This window comes from Glutamicibacter sp. 363 (genome assembly GCF_052379505.1).
Lineage (GTDB): Bacteria > Actinomycetota > Actinomycetes > Actinomycetales > Micrococcaceae > Glutamicibacter.
Map to the genome: position 1 here is coordinate 70,814 of NZ_JBQSYR010000019.1, position 15,098 is coordinate 85,911.

The following is a 15,098-nucleotide window of genomic DNA, read 5'->3' on the forward strand; positions in this document are numbered from 1 at the left end:
CAGTGCCAAAAATTGTGAGCCCCGAAGCAGACTTTGATCGAAAAACCGCATGGAGCGCCCTCTGGGCTCTGGTCATTGGTTTTTTCATGATCCTGTTGGACACCACCATCGTGTCCACGGCCATGCCCGCGATCATGGAATCCCTGGATGCAGACATCTCGGGGATCTTGTGGATCAACAGTGCCTATCTGCTGACCTTCGCGGTGCCGCTGCTGATCACCGGCCGTCTGGGTGACCGTTTTGGTCCGCGCAATATCTACCTGATCGGGTTGCTGGTTTTCGCGCTCGCCTCCCTCTGGTGCGGGCTGTCTACCTCACTGGCCTCGCTGACCTTTGCACGAGCGGTCCAGGGCCTGGGCGCGGCACTGATCTCACCCCAGGCAATGACGCTGATTACCAGGCTCTTCCCGTACCAGCACCGCGGAGCTGCGATGGGCTTATGGGGCGCGGTGGCCGGTATCGCCACCTTGGTCGGCCCGATTGCCGGCGGGCTGCTGGTGGATTCCATCGGCTGGCAATGGATCTTCTTCATCAACCTGCCCATTGCGGTCCTCAGCTTCATCATGCTGCTGAAATTCGTGCCCCGCTTGGCACCGCAGGCGCACTCCTTCGATTGGGTCGGAGTGCTGCTTTCGGCGGTTGCCATGTTTGCGCTGGTCTTTGGCATCCAGGAGGGCGAGGCGACGAATTGGGAACCGTTTATCGGCCCGCTATCCTCCTGGCATCTGATCTCTCTGGGCATAGTCCTCTTTGGCGTCTTCATCTGGTGGCAATCGAAAACGGCCAAGGAACCTCTGGTTCCGCTGCGCCTGTTCGCCGTTCGCAATTTCTCGTTGGCGAATCTCGCCATTAGCTGCATGGGCCTGAGCATCGCGACCATGAGCCTGCCGATGGTGTTCTTCTTGCAAAATGTGCGAGGCTTGACCCCCACGCAGTCGGCCTTGATGATCTCGCCGATGGCCATTGTGGCGATCTTTGCCGCACCGGTGCTGGGCAAGACGGTTAATAGGCTCAATCCGCGCACCCTTGCGGTTCCCGGTTTTGCACTGCTCGGTGGAGCGACAGTGGTGTACGCCTTCATGATGCATGCCGAGACACCGCTGTGGACCTTGCTGGTCCCTTCTACCGTGCAGGGCCTTGGCTCCGCGATGATCTGGCCCTCGCTTTCGCTGGCCGCGACGAAGGATCTGACCCCGCGCGACGCCGGAGCCGGTTCGGGCATTTATAACACCACTCGGCAGATCGGCTCGGTGCTCGGTTCGGCGCTGATCGCCGTGATGATGGAATCGCGCGTTTCCGCACAGATCCTCAAGGTCCGGGCCCAGGGCGCCGACGCGATAGACGAGGCCACCGCGGTGGGCTTGGGCCAGGCCCTCATGCTGCCCGGCCTGGTGGCCATCGCCGCGGTCCTGGTCGTTGCGTTCTTGAATTCCGCAGAAAAGAAACCGGCCGGCTAGCCATCCAAGGCAATAAAAACAGGTGCGACTCCGCATTTTTTACGCGGAGCCACACCTGTTTCAGGTCCTGAGGAAACTTATGCGGACTGGTCCGGCTTATCTTCGCCCTTGGCTTTCTCGACCGTCTCGCCAATCTTTTCCTGCGCGTCGGCAGCGAGGTCCTTCACATTCTCCGTGGCGTCGGCAGCAAACTCTTTGACGTTCTCGGATGCATCACCAGCGAATTCCTTGACGTTCTCGGATGCATCACCAGCAAATTCCTTGACGTTTTCGACTGCTTCGCCCAGCTTCTTTTTTGCGTTATCCAAGAAACCCATGGGTTCTCCTCTTGTTAGGAACTTGATAGTGACTACTGAAAACCTGCAACCCTAAGTCAAACTTACGTCGAACCCAATGCTCTGCTCAATAGCTTGAGAGTACTACTTCTTTTTCTTGGCCTGCTTGACTGCGCGGCGGCCAAAGATCAAGGCCACGGCGATGCCGGCAAGCCAGACATCCTTCGCCAGGGCCGTACCGTCGCTCGTTGGGCGAATGCCATCGGATTCGGTCATTCCCGGAGTACGCAGGTAGGAAGACAGCAGAACACCCGAGAAGGCCCCGAGACCCATGCCGGCCAGGCGCGAGGGAATGATGGGCAACAGCAAGGCGCTGCCCAGCGCGATTTCGGATACCGAGACCGCCTTGCCGAATGCTGCAGGCTCCAACTCGCCCAGCTGAGGAATGCCGTTGGAGGCAAGCTGCTGCAGTCCGGCGGCGCTAGCCTCATCGATGCGCAGCTTGTTGATTCCGCTGTTGAGAATGAATGCGCCACTGACCAAACGTAGAGCGGCGTTTGCGATAGAGATTCCCATGGGCCCTCACTTCTCTTCCAAGTTGTTTTGCGGCCACACTCCTGAAATGAGTGGCCTTAGACCTCAGCGTAGTCACCCCGGGGAATGATCACAATCATTTAGTCCCGTGAGCCGGAGCTGAAAAGTGGAAACATGCTAAATTCAAGAATCATGATCTCTTCATCCGCCGTACCTTCAGCAGCCCTGGACCTCCTCATCACCCAAGGGTTCGACACGACAAGTGTCGACGAGCTCGCGGCGACCGCCGGAATGTCGCGCTCCACGTTCTTCCGCCGTTTCGGCTCCAAGGAAAACATGGTGTTCGCGGATCAGGAAATGATCATCACCCACATCAAAACGACCCTCGCGGCCTCTTCGGTCAACGCAACCCAAACGCTGATCGATGCGGCGCATGTGGTCTTCGACCAGTACACCATGAATCCCGAAGCGGCGCAGTTGCGCCACCGCCTGCTGTCTTCGGTGCCCTCGCTGCGGGAACGCGAACTAGTTTCCACCCATCGCTATGAGCGGGCCTTCTACGATTTCCTTTCCGCCCGGGAGCTTGCCGCCAGCGCCCCGCACCGAGCCCTCTGCCTGGGCATCAGTGCCGGATTGGTCGCCATCCACAATGACCACCTGCGGTTGTGGCTGCGCGACCCTTCGGCCACCGACAGGGAGCGCCTGGCCGGGGATGTGCGTTTATTCCTGGACCGCTTCGCCGACTTGCTCGATCCGGGCAATGCTCCGAAGTCCTCGGCCAGGTCACCTCGGGTGGTGGTGTCGGTGCTCGACGAAGGCAGCGATGAGCAGACCGTGCTTGATGCGGTGGCCAAAGCCCTGCGTGAACACAAGCAGTGACACCTAGTTTCTTGACATGACACTGCGTTCCATTAGGCTGGTTGAAGAATAGTTTTTGACCTTCCGCTAAGGAGCGCACCCAAATGACCCAGCAGCACACCGAATTCGAGTTTCCCACCGGTGTTGTGGAGCCCGAGTACGACCTCTGGGCAGACGGGGTAGATATCGACCCCACCGGAGTGCTGGCCGAGGTCGATCCGGCCGACGCCGAATGGCGTGCTAGGGCCCGCAAGTTCATCCTCGAAGAGGTCAAGGACGACATCCACGAATACTGGGACAAGGCAGACTACCCGGTGCATCTGATCAAGAAGCTCGGCGATTACGGCCTGCTGCGCGATGGCCTGGACGTGGACGGGCTGCCTTCCATGAGCCCCATGGCCGCCGGACTGATCAATCTGGAAATGGCCCGTGGGGATGGCTCGGTGGCCACCATCGTGGGCGTCCAGGGCGGGCTGGCGCTGCGCTCGATCATGTACTGCGGCAGCCCGGAGCAGAAAGCCAAATACGGCCTGCCGATGCTCGCCGGGGAGCTTCCCGGCTCTTTCGCACTGACCGAGCCAACCCACGGCTCGGACTCGGTTGGCTTGGAAACCCGCGCGCATCGGGTTGCGGGCGGCTATGTGCTCAACGGTGAGAAGAAGTGGATTGGCAACGGCTCCATCGGCGGCATCACCGTTATCTGGGCTCGCGACGACGAGGGCAACGTCCGCGGCTTCCTGGTCGATCAACAGACCGCGGGGTACAGCGCAACGACCATCAAGCACAAGCTCTCGCTACGCGCCATCTGGCAGGCGCATATCCGCTTGGACAACGTCTTCGTGGCCGACGCTGAGGTGCTTGAGGATTCGCACAGCTTCAAGGACACCGCACGGGTGCTGTTCGCCACCCGGCTGGGGGTCGCCTGGTCGGCCGTGGGCCATGCCACCGCCTGCTACGAATCCGCGGTGCTCTACGCCAAGCAGCGAATCCAATTCGGCCGCCCCCTGGCAGCTAGCCAGATCGTGCAGGAACGCTTGGCTCGGATGCAGTCCGAACTGGCGACCATCCAATTGCTCGCAGTGCAGTCCGCGAAACGCGAGGCCCGCGGCGAACTGACCGGTCCGCAGGCCTCGCTGGCCAAGTACACCGCCACGCGTACCGCGCGCCAGATCGCGTCGAATGCACGCGACCTGCTCGGCGGCAACGGCATCCTGACCAGCAACCGCGTGGCCCGCCATTTTGCCGACATCGAGGCCATCCACACCTATGAAGGCACCGAAACCGTGCAGGCGCTGCTGATGGGCCGCAACATCACCGGCATTTCGGCCTTCGCCTAACCCGCGATCCCGAAAATACGAGAACTTCGTTGGCCGGCACCGCATCAGCGGTGCCGGCCAACGAGGTTATTGCTGCTATTTTGAGCTTTCCCGGCGCAGACGATTTTTGGTGTAGGCCGTCGCCTGATGTTCCCACGGGTCTTCGGGCCAGGGATGCCGCGGATACTTGCCGCGCATTTCGGCGCGTACCTGCGCGTAGGGTCCGTTGAAGAAAGAGATGAGATCCTCGGTCACCGCAAGCGGACTGCCAGCCGGTGAAAGCAGATGGAACTGCACCGGAAGCATCCCGCGCACCAGCCGCGGGGATTCGCTAAGCCCGAAGCACTCCTGCAGCTTGACCGCCACCACCGCCGGACCGCCTTCATCCACCGGCGGATAGCCAATGCGAATCCGCGATCCGGACGGGACCTGCAAACGCTCGGGCACCAACGAGTCGAATTCGTGCGCATGCTGCCACGGCAACAGGGTGCGCAACGCGCCGACGAGGTCGACCTTCCCCGCGGGCTTCCCCGCGGCGATCTGCTCCAGGCCGGAGGCCAGCCACTGCTGCGCCGTCTGCACCAGCGTCGGCTCATCTACCGGCACAAAAGGCGCACCCAACAATCGGTAGGCCACAGCCATCCGGCGCCGCAGCGCTTCAAAGGCCGGCTGCTCGCCAAAGAGCGCCAGCGACTGCTCGCGCAATGCCGTTGCCGCCGCCTGCCGGCCGAGTTCCTTGGTGGCCTTGATCGGGTGGGCGGAAAGCTCGATGGCACCGAAGGACTCAACTTTGCGTGCCGAAATTTTCCCGTCCACCAGTTTCGCGCTCTCCGTGATCCGGTGCAGGTGGCCCAGCAGGCCGAGCACTTGTTCCCACTCGATACCCGCGGCGCGGCGGATCACCGCTCCGGTGCTGGTCCCGGCCCGGGTGACCTCGGTGATGGCCAAGAATTCATAATGGGCCAGATGGCTTCCGCCCGGCAGCGAAGCGCGTGTGCCCGAGGCCAGCAGGTAGTCATTGTCCTGGACCTTTCGTGCCACCCAGTGCGGGTAGGCCAAGGCGCAGACTCCGGCGAGCGCACCGTCAGGATCCACGGCCGGAACCTGCTCGGCGAGGCGTTCAAGGCGCTTGGCCTCTTGCACCCAGGCCCGGTGTCCCGGATGCGAAGGCCGGCGAATGGAGCTCAGCAGCTCGTTCAGATCGGCGTTGTCGATGCGTTCGGTGCTCGCCAACAGAGCGACAGCTTCCGCGGTGGGACGCGAGCCGAAATGCTCGGCCCCGGCCAGCAATGCGCGTGCGGTGCGCGGGTCGGCCGGGATCTTCACCATCCGTTCGCCCAGGGCGGTGATTTTTCCTTGCTCGTCCACCGCGTCCAAGCTGCGCAGCACCTCTTCGTCGGTGCGCATCGTGCCCGGCGGCGGCTCCTCCCACAGGGCGAGCCCTTCACCGCGCGGGGTACCCCAAGCGGCCAGAGAAAGCGCGGCCTGCACCAGGTCTCCGGTCTGCATCTCGGGGGCCGAATGAGCCGGTGCGGCCGCGAAGGACTTGGGATCAAGGGTGCGCACCACGGTTCCTGCCCCGAGCCGCCCGGCACGGCCGGCACGCTGCGTGGCCGCGGCACGGCTGGCGACAACCGTCACCAGGCCGCCAAAGCCACGTGCCGCGTCCCTGCGTGGTTCGCGCGCATAGCCGGCATCGATCACCAGGTGGACACACGGTACGGTCAGCGAGGATTCGGCGATCGAGGTGGAAACGATAATTCGCGGTCCCTGTGCAGCCGAAGGCTCGCTGAGCACCTCGTCTTGGGCCTTGGTGGGGATCTGCGAATGCAGTGCAAAGGCTTGGATGCCCGAGGCCCCGATCTGGGCACAGACCCGGTCAACCTCGCGTGCTCCGGGAACGAAGACCAAGGTATCTACCGTTGCCTTGGTACCGTGGTTTTGCTGGCGCGAATGCTTCACCGCCACCTGAGCGACATGGCGCAGGTACTCGTCGCTCAACCCGCGCTCGGAGTTGCGCCTACCGGAAAAGCTGTCGAAGAGCTCGGCCACCTCGAATTGCGCGGTGTTGGCGGTGAGCACCGGGGCCGGGGTCTGCCGGGCCAGCAGCTGCGACAGCTCTCGGGCTTGCAGGGTGGCGCTCATGACGATCAGGCTGAGATCCTCACGCAGTTCGCTGACCTGGTTGACCATGGCCAGCAAGAGGTCCGTGTCGATGGACCGTTCGTGGACCTCATCGATGATGACCGCGCTGACCCCCGCCAGGTCGGGGTCCCCTAGCAGCCGGCGGAGCATCAGGCCGGCGGTGACAAATTCAATCTGGGTGTCCGCGGAGCTTTGGCGTTCCCCGCGTACCGCAAAACCTACCCGGTCCCCCAGGGCCGAGCCATCGAGCTGGGCCAGGCGCCGGGCCGCGGCACGTGCCGCCACCCGGCGTGGCTGGGTGACGATAATTTTTCCGGTGAGTCCTTGTGCCGCCAGCGCCTCGGCCACCGTTGGTGGAACGATGGTGGTTTTGCCCGAGCCCGGTGGCGCTTGAATCACCAGCGGCTGGTTTGGATGGGCACGCAGCGCGGCGTGCAGTTCCGCGCGGCTGGGACCGAAGGCCAACCCCGCGGCGATGCGTTCAAGGTTGAAGGCTGCCCGGCTCATGCTCGCGGTGCCGTCCAGAAATTTTCGATCGCACTCACCACCGGTTCGATGGGGTAGAGCGTGCTGCCGTGGGTCCGCCCGGCCAGAGCCACCATGCGGGCGTTGGGCATGGCGCGAGCCATGATCTTGTTCTGGTCGAAGCGCGGCTGGTCGCGCGTGCCGATAAGCAGCAAGGTGGGAACCTTGATCTCAGGCAGCTGGTTCAGCGCGATATTCTGCACTGTTTCCGCTGCCTCATAGTAGGCGGCCAAGGCCAGCGGATCATTGGAAAGGAACGCAAACCTGGTCGCCGGATCCAGCCGTCCTCTGGTTTCCTGACCGGTCACAAACCCTTCGATGTCTCCCTGGCGCAGCACGTCGAGGTAGCCGGGGAAGAAGAGCTTGCCGATTTCCCCGTCGGTGATCTCGTAGGTGCCGCCGAGCATGGTTAAGGACAGCACGCGTTCGGGGCTCTGCATCGCCACCTGCAGCCCGCTGCGGGCGCCAAAGGAATAGCCGATGATATGTGCGGCGGCAATACCTAGATGATCGAGCACCGCATGGATGTCGCCGGCGATTTTCTCCATGGTGTAATCGGCGGCCCGGTGGGATTTCACCGATTTGCCATGGCCGCGCAGGTCCATGCGAATGGTGCGGCGGTTGCCGCCCAGCGCCTTGGTGTATCCCAGCCCGCGCCAGATCGAGCGGGATAGCGCCGACCCGTGCAGGAAAAGAATCGGCTCGCCCGCGGCACCGTCGTCATCAAAGAAGATCTCGGAATTATCTGCGGGGTTATTGATCATTGGCATACTAGCGATTAAATCCTGTTGGGGGCCAGCGGGCAATTTACGGCCGCGCGGTGCGGGCGGCGTTGCCGGTTTTCTATCGACATTGACCGGCAAAAGTATGACACTGAAGGTATGTGGTCGGCGGTTTGACCGCCCAGACACCTAGACCTGCGAGGGAAGGAGCATCATGAGCAACCATCCAGACGAAGAAGTCGGCGCCGAGACTCAAGAACAAGCCAAAGCTCACGTGAAGCACGATCATGACGAGGAGATGGTGGAGGAATGGGAAGACGAATCATTCCCTGCCTCCGACCCACCATCAAACTACTAGGCACGCTAAATCCTAGGAAGCGTTAACTTGGCACCCAGCTGGCGGTAAGTTTCCCCTCCTAGAGTGGTTATTACCTTCTCAAGGGTGCGAGTGAATTAGAAGAACCGGTCCGCGCGGACGTTACCTCCTTGACCCCGCGGATCGGTTCTTCATTTTAATCAGCTGCCCCGCTACTTGGTGAACTCGATGGTGGTGGCGCTGCTTGCCGCCACATCCAGCTGCAGCTTTCCTGCCGCATTCTTAGTCACGCCACTGCCCTTGGCGGCGAATGGCGCTATGGCCGTCAGCTCGGTGGCTTTTATGGCACCGTTGCCTGGGGCATGGATCTGTGCCGCCCGGGTGGCCTTGTATCCCTGAGGAACGTTCACCGTGACCGGGTTCTTCGAATTTTTCGCCGCATCGTTCTTGTTCACGACGGTGACCAGCACTCGGCCGTTTTTCGCCTTGACCGCGTAGCCCTGGAGGTTTTTGTCTCCGGAGAGCGTCGTTTTCATGAACTGGCTACCGATGCTCAAACGCGCCAAGCGCATGGCAAGATAGTTCGGCTGGGCCAGCACCTGCCCTGCACCCAGTTCCCCGGTGCCTTCTGCGGAGCAAACCACAGACATCGGTGCGCCTCCGCGGCAGGCTCCGAGCATCGAGTGCATGTTCATGCGCTCTACGCCCATGCTTGCGGTGTCAAAGATATGGTCCACCGTCCACAGCGCGCTCGCGTGCGTGCGGGAGGTGTTGTTTGTGCCCGGGCAGCTGGTTGAACCGGTCTCTTCCACCCACAGCGGCAGCTTCTTCGCTTCGGCCTTGTCCAAACCGATGCCAATCATCTTCTTGGCGCTATTGCTCACCACCGGGTCCAAGAGGTTCTGCCACTCTGGGCCGCGGCCGGGAATATTATCCGAGGAACAATCGTAGGTCGCGTAGTAATGCTGGGTCAGCGCGGTGGTGTTGGGCAGTTTTGCGTCGAGGAATGCGCTCATCCACGAACCGTCGAAGACTCCGGGACCAACGAGCGGAACCTCGGGTCCGGTCTCCTGGTCAATTTCCTTGGCATAGGCGCGCACCTGGGTGACAAACTTCTTCTCATTCCACTGGGAAGGTTCGCGTATCCGAAGTCCCGGGCGGGCATCATTGGTATACCCGTTGGGTTCGTTGCCAATGGAGATTCCCACCAGGTGATCACCGAAAATCTCTACTGCGTACTTGGCCATATCGGCCCCGCGCTTCGGGTCGTAGGTGCCAAGGGGGATGCCGATGGTCACCTTCGCGTCGATCTTCTCGACGGTTTTCATCACGCGTTCAAGGTCTTGTGGAGTAACCAGGGTCTTGCCCTTGGGAGCTTTTTCACCGGTGGAGGTCCAGAACATCTCCCGATCCAGGACATTGCCGCCGAAGCGCAATCCGGGCTGCCCCAACCCGATGAGCATTTCATCGAGGTTGCCCGCAGCGGGGTCCCAGCGCGGGTCGCTGAGTTCGGTTGCCTCGAAGGACACACCGATATTGTCATCGCTCAGGCTGGTGCCTAGATTCGAGGCTCCCACCGTGAGGGTGGCCGCCTTGCCAGCGGAACGCTTATTGAACTCCTGCGCGAACTCCGGCAGCGGCTCGGGTGTGGGCTTGGGCGGAGAAGCTACCGCCGAATTTGAGGCGTTGGGCTCTTGCGGATTCTGCCCCGACCCGCCCGACGAACAGCCGGCCAACAGGCCGCAGATCAACATGGCGGCAAGGGATTTTGTCGCTTTGGAAATCACGAAGGTCCTCACAGTTATTTGCAGCATATCCAAACTTCACCCTATCGCGGGCTCGCTTATTCTCCGCTGACGTGACTTCTTCTGCGCCGCGCAAAAATCCGCGGCGCATGCCAATAAATGCTCTGCAGTTTTCGGCTGCCCCTCCCCCGGAACTCGGGTTCGCTTTTATTCGTGGCCCTTAAATCGGTGATGAACCGGCAATTCTGCCATAGAGTTGTGCACAGATAGCAACAGGTCTTTCTACAGGAAGGTTCTACGTGGAGTACGAACTCGTTAATCCGCATCCAGACAGCCACCGCCCCTACGTCGCAGCAGCCAGCCGCTATGAGAACTTCGGCTACCGTCGCGTCGGTGATTCCGGCCTCGTGCTGCCTCCCCTTTCTTTGGGCCTGTGGTGGAACTTCGGCGACAACCGCCCCTTCGCAACCCAGCGCGAAGTCCTACGCCACGCGTTTGACCATGGCATCAACCACTTCGACCTGGCCAATAACTACGGCCCACCGGCCGGCTCGGCGGAAGAAAACTTTGGGCGCATGATGCGCAAGGATTTCATGCCGTACCGCGATGAGCTGATCATCTCCTCGAAGGCCGGTTACGAGATGTGGGCCGGGCCTTTCGGCACCTACGGTTCACGCAAGTATTTGCTGGCGTCGGCAGAAGCTTCGCTGAAGGCAATGAACTTGGACTACGTGGATATCTTCTATTCGCACCGCTACGATCCGAAGACTCCGCTGGAGGAAACCATCGGCGCGCTCGATACCCTGGTGCGCCAGGGCAAAGCCAGCTATGTGGGCATCTCCTCCTACTCGGCCGAACGCACCGCGCAGGCCAAAGCGATCGCAGTCGAGCTGGGCACCCCGCTGGTAATCCACCAGCCGTCCTACAACATCTTGAACCCTTGGGTTGAGCATGGCCTGCTGGCTACCTTGGAAAAGGAAGACATGGGAGCCATCGCTTTCACTCCGCTTGCACAGGGTCTGCTGACGGATAAGTACCTCAACGGCACCGAAGTGCAGCGCCAGGGCGGGCGCCGCTCCCTCGAAGCCCAGCTGACCGATGAGAACCTGACCAAGATCCACAAGCTCAACGACATCGCGCAGCGCCGCGGCCAGTCGTTGGCGCAGATGTCCTTGGCCTGGCTGCTGCGCGAGGGCGCGGCCACCTCGGTGCTGATCGGAGCGTCCTCTACCAAGCAGCTCGATGAGAACCTTGGCGCGTTGAACAACCTTCAGTTCACCGAGTCCGAGCTCAAGGAGATTTCCGAGATCGCCCAGGGCGACGCAGGAATCGACTGGTGGAAGAACTCCGCAATCAGCTAACTCTTGCGTTTGGCCAAGACACCCACAAGACGCTTTCTTCAAACGTATTGTGGGTGTTTTGCATTGCTCGGCGAATAGGAGACATTCGCGAGGAATCAGTCATAAATTCCAGACGTTCCAACGGATCTGCGTGTGGCTGAATCTTTGAACTGAGGATATGCTCGAATAAGACGCTTCGTGAAGTGATTCACATTCATTTTACGGACGTGGTGCGTATCGTGGAATCCACATACCCACGCCAGACCTCAAATCAGACTAGACAGGAGCATCATGAGCGCCCCGACCTACAAGGTACTTAACCCAGCGACCGGTCAGATCGTTGAAGAATTCCCGGCGGCTACAGACGAGCAGGTCGAGCAGGCGCTCACCGCGGCACAATCGGCCTTTGAATCGTGGCAGAACGTCGACATCAACGAACGCGCGAAGATCGTCAACCGGGTCGCACAACTCTTCGCCGATCGCGCAGATGAACTTGGCAAGATCATGACCATTGAAATGGGAAAGCCGCTATCCGAGGCCGTGGGCGAGGCAGAATACTGCAAGGAGATCTTCGAATACTTCGCAACCGAGGGCCCAACTCTGGCCGCAGACCAGGAGATCAAGTCCTTCTCCGGAGGCCGGGCAGTCGTCCAGCGCCGTCCAGTGGGCCCGCTGCTTGGCATCATGCCGTGGAACTTCCCGCTCTACCAGGTGGCCCGCTTCGCCGCCCCTAACCTGATGCTGGGCAACACCATCGTGCTCAAGCACGCCGAGTCCTGCCCGCGTTCGGCACTGGCCCTCCAAGAAATCATGGACGAGGCAGGGGTGCCCACCGGCGTCTACAACAACGTCTTCGCCACCCATGACCAGATCTCCACGATCATCGCCGACCCGCGCATTCAGGGTGTCTCGCTGACCGGCTCCGAACGCGCAGGCGCAATCATTGGCGAGCAGGCCGGACGCAATCTGAAGAAAGCCGTGCTGGAACTGGGCGGCTCGGATCCGTTCGTCGTTCTTGACGCCGATGACGTTGCCGGCATCGCCGAAACCGCATGGGGTTTCCGCATCGACAACACCGGCCAGGCCTGCAACTCGAATAAGCGCATGATCGTCATGGACGATATCTTTGACGGCTTCGTCGCCGAACTGACCAAGCGCGCCGACGGGCTCACCCCGGGTGACCCGCTGGCCGAACTTGAAGGCACCTTCGCCCCGCTCTCCTCGCGCAAGGCCGCCGAAGACCTTGACGCCCAGGTGCAGGACGCGGTAGCCAAGGGCGCCACTTTGCACGCCGGCGGCGTGCTGCACGAGGGCCCAACCGCCTACTACTCCCCCGCGGTACTCAGCGGTGTCACCAAGGACATGCGCGCCTACTATGAAGAGCTCTTCGGCCCGGTAGCCGTGGTGTACAAGGTCAGCAGCGATGACGAAGCGCTGGAGCTCGCCAACGACACCATCTACGGCCTAGGCGGTTCGGTGCACTCCACCGACGAGGCCCGCGCCGCGAAGGTCGCTATGGGGCTGCAGTCCGGAATGGCGAACGTCAACATTGCAGCTGCCGAGGGTGCAGAAATGCCCTTTGGTGGCGTGAAGCGTTCGGGCTTCGGCCGCGAACTCGGGCCGCTGGGCATGGAAGAATTTGTGAACAAGCGCCTGTTCTACATCGGCGAATAATGAGTTACGGATTCTAGACCCGTACTGCAGATAAATTTGAGGGTGCGCGTCCGATCGGAAGCCCACCCTCAAGTTTATCTTTTTAATTTTCTACACGGATGCTGAAATTTCGTCCTTCGATTCGGTCTTCAAATCTTCCGGTTCGTTTATGACTGCATCTCGATTGCGCGGACGAATGACCTTCCTCCAACATCCTGCCAACCAAGCCTGAATGGTGATCCAAGTCGCGCCCGAAACTAGGACGGCATCTGCGGAAGCCATGATTCCGGAGAAAAATGGTAGTCCCATAACCACAGCAATTCCGATATGCATGCCCAGAATTGTAATCAGAGCAATTCTTCGGCTGATCCTATGGAAGAGCATGAATGGGAATGCTATTTGCGCAATGACCGTAACGTACGTGATCAGTGCAACGATCCATGAGTTGGAGGATAGCAACTCACTCATCCATGGGAATACACCATAGGCCTCGGAACTGATCGGATAATACATGGCTGTGCCGTTCTGCCACAGGTTTCCCTGCACCTTGTAGAGGCCAGCTTCGAGGTACACAATGCATAGCTGAGCAACTATGAGGCACAACGCAATGTTGTGGAGTACCGTTACTATTTCGAACTCACGGTTCGCTTTACCCTTGCGCTTTTTCAACCACGCGTCGAACGACCAATGTTTCGAAAGATCCGCAAAAATCAGGTAGATCAGCATGATACGAATGAAATAATTTCCACCGTCGGATATCGGCGTGTTTTGCGCATTAATAGCGGTGTAGAAAATGAAGAACAGGGGTGTGATTATCCGTGTCTTCCAGCCGATTGTGAATGCAACAGCCAAGAGGATTGCGACGACATACCAGCTGACAAAGAACCCAAGGCCAGCGTCACGAAGGATATCAAGTGGCCAGTTGTACCCCAGAACAGCTCGATAAGGTTCAAGGTATTCCGAGCCAGGACCCCAAATCTTGACTGCGATAGGTGCATTAATCAACAACCATCCCAGAATGATGAGCCCAGAAGCCATTCTCATTACGGCTAACCCATATGCACCATGGCGTTCGTTGACGAACCAACGATAGACCCACGCAAACGAATCCGCAGGCAAACTCTTGTTTCTAGAAATCCAGCTTCGAATGGACGGATCATTTTTCTGATCTAATTTCATTTCCATGCCGCTACCGCCGCTTCGCTAAATTCTCTTGTATCACGCCATCCAATATTGGTCTCTATGGGGGTGCTTTCTGCATCAAGATTATGCCGTTGCGCGAATGATGTGACTGGTTCTCGTCGCAGTTTGATTTCAACGATGGCGGCCCCACCCCATTGTTCGATGGCGTACAAAGATGCAAATCCAACCGCTGTGTCTTCAAGTCGCTTATAAGCGCGAAGGTTTGATAGCTCCGACGTAGAATATTTATCCATAGCTTCCGGAGAACTAAGATCCACCCCGAAAACGGGGGTTCCCTGGATGAACGGCTTCGCAATTTCAGAGCGTGCGTCGCTGCTCAAATCTGATGTAGCGCCCCACAAACGACCATGAATCACTTTAGATTGCTTAGTTTCCCGATCAGCAAACATATTGCCTGCTCGTTTGGCCATTTCTTCAGCAGTCACGTTACGCCATTCAGTAAATTCTGCACCCTTTGACTGCCCTCCGGCACAAACATCCATGCTAGAAAGACACGCACGGAACGTGAAGTATTCATCCTGCGAGTACGGACCAGGTGCAAAGAGGCTCCATCCTTGATCTAAGGGCCCAAGGAAATACCTATTAAGTTCAGGTTGCAACGAGGTCTTGATAGGAGTTGAAGGTCCGGTGAATGCCATGGTTGCCCCAATATGGCCAAGGGCGGCGATTCCAGCCAAAAGGAGAACCATCAGTGTAGCTACTTTTGGCTTCGTTCTTTGTTGCCTCATCTGATTATTCTCTCCCATTCGGACCTTCCTATAAATTTCATACCTGATGAAATTCTTAATGCGAAATGGAAGGGGCATCCGTGGATGCCCCTTCCTATTTCTGGACTAAATAACTACTGCTTTAGGCTTTGCGCTTACGAGCTAGCAATGTAGCTCCAGCACCAAGCATCAGAAGCAACAGTGCCCCCGCACCGATCAGCAGTGAACCGTTGGTTCCGGTATCTGCAAGACGGTCCTTATTGGACTGCTTATCCTTCTGCGTTCCGTCATTATCACCGGAA

General features: G+C 59.5%; 14 protein-coding genes. 6 read left to right on the forward strand and 8 right to left on the reverse strand.

What is annotated here, in order from left to right:
* Positions 1–2 precede the first annotated feature (2 nt).
* Entirely contained in the window at positions 3–1,457 is a 1,455-nt protein-coding gene (locus ACT3UA_RS12875; RefSeq protein WP_096283214.1) for a DHA2 family efflux MFS transporter permease subunit, read from the forward strand.
* Positions 1,458–1,534: 77 nt separating this feature from the next.
* Here ACT3UA_RS12875 and ACT3UA_RS12880 read toward each other — a convergent pair whose 3' ends face one another.
* Positions 1,535–1,774: a hypothetical protein gene (locus ACT3UA_RS12880; protein WP_096289284.1), complete on the reverse strand. Its 240-nt coding sequence runs from the start codon at positions 1,772–1,774 to the stop codon at positions 1,535–1,537.
* A gap of 102 nt (positions 1,775–1,876) precedes the next feature.
* Complete coding sequence (locus ACT3UA_RS12885) at positions 1,877–2,308, reverse strand: hypothetical protein (RefSeq protein WP_096289286.1); 432 nt, start codon at positions 2,306–2,308, stop codon at positions 1,877–1,879.
* A gap of 150 nt (positions 2,309–2,458) precedes the next feature.
* On the opposite strand from ACT3UA_RS12885, the gene ACT3UA_RS12890 reads away from it, so the two are divergent.
* Together ACT3UA_RS12890 and ACT3UA_RS12895 are read left to right on the forward strand one after the other, a co-directional pair.
* Complete coding sequence (locus tag ACT3UA_RS12890; protein ID WP_176484319.1) at positions 2,459–3,145, forward strand: TetR/AcrR family transcriptional regulator; 687 nt, start codon at positions 2,459–2,461, stop codon at positions 3,143–3,145.
* A gap of 83 nt (positions 3,146–3,228) precedes the next feature.
* Positions 3,229–4,461 carry an acyl-CoA dehydrogenase family protein gene (locus ACT3UA_RS12895; RefSeq protein ID WP_096289290.1) on the forward strand — a complete coding sequence of 411 codons (1,233 nt, stop codon included), beginning with the start codon at positions 3,229–3,231 and terminating at the stop codon, positions 4,459–4,461.
* Positions 4,462–4,536: 75 nt separating this feature from the next.
* Here the strand turns inward: ACT3UA_RS12895 and hrpB are convergent, their stop codons facing one another.
* Entirely contained in the window at positions 4,537–7,092 is a 2,556-nt protein-coding gene (gene hrpB, locus ACT3UA_RS12900) for an ATP-dependent helicase HrpB (RefSeq protein ID WP_444616817.1), read from the reverse strand.
* Complete coding sequence (locus ACT3UA_RS12905; protein WP_444616819.1) at positions 7,089–7,880, reverse strand: alpha/beta fold hydrolase; 792 nt, start codon at positions 7,878–7,880, stop codon at positions 7,089–7,091. The genes hrpB and ACT3UA_RS12905 overlap by 4 nt, the downstream gene beginning before the upstream one ends.
* A gap of 166 nt (positions 7,881–8,046) precedes the next feature.
* Here ACT3UA_RS12905 and ACT3UA_RS12910 point away from each other — a divergent pair, with 166 nt between their 5' ends.
* On the forward strand, positions 8,047–8,190 hold the full coding sequence (locus ACT3UA_RS12910; RefSeq protein WP_176484320.1) for a hypothetical protein: 144 nt from the start codon (positions 8,047–8,049) through the stop codon (positions 8,188–8,190).
* 170 nt (positions 8,191–8,360) lie between these two features.
* Here the strand turns inward: ACT3UA_RS12910 and ACT3UA_RS12915 are convergent, their stop codons facing one another.
* Entirely contained in the window at positions 8,361–9,935 is a 1,575-nt protein-coding gene (locus ACT3UA_RS12915) for a hypothetical protein (RefSeq protein ID WP_444616821.1), read from the reverse strand.
* Positions 9,936–10,192: 257 nt separating this feature from the next.
* Here ACT3UA_RS12915 and ACT3UA_RS12920 point away from each other — a divergent pair, with 257 nt between their 5' ends.
* Both ACT3UA_RS12920 and ACT3UA_RS12925 read left to right on the forward strand, forming a co-directional pair.
* Complete coding sequence (locus ACT3UA_RS12920) at positions 10,193–11,254, forward strand: aldo/keto reductase (RefSeq protein WP_096289296.1); 1,062 nt, start codon at positions 10,193–10,195, stop codon at positions 11,252–11,254.
* A 270-nt stretch (positions 11,255–11,524) separates the two neighbouring features.
* On the forward strand, positions 11,525–12,907 hold the full coding sequence (locus tag ACT3UA_RS12925; protein WP_096289298.1) for an NAD-dependent succinate-semialdehyde dehydrogenase: 1,383 nt from the start codon (positions 11,525–11,527) through the stop codon (positions 12,905–12,907).
* A 90-nt stretch (positions 12,908–12,997) separates the two neighbouring features.
* On the opposite strand, the gene ACT3UA_RS12930 is transcribed toward ACT3UA_RS12925, so the two are convergent.
* From ACT3UA_RS12930 to ACT3UA_RS12940, 3 genes are all read right to left on the reverse strand, one after another.
* Complete coding sequence (locus ACT3UA_RS12930; RefSeq protein WP_096289300.1) at positions 12,998–14,071, reverse strand: HTTM domain-containing protein; 1,074 nt, start codon at positions 14,069–14,071, stop codon at positions 12,998–13,000.
* A complete protein-coding gene (locus ACT3UA_RS12935) occupies positions 14,062–14,835 on the reverse strand; it encodes a DUF5819 family protein (RefSeq protein WP_444616824.1) in 774 nt (257 codons plus the stop codon). The genes ACT3UA_RS12930 and ACT3UA_RS12935 overlap by 10 nt, the downstream gene beginning before the upstream one ends.
* A 103-nt stretch (positions 14,836–14,938) precedes the next feature.
* Positions 14,939–15,098: LPXTG cell wall anchor domain-containing protein (locus ACT3UA_RS12940; protein ID WP_444616828.1), on the reverse strand; the 160-nt coding region annotated here is incomplete at its 5' end.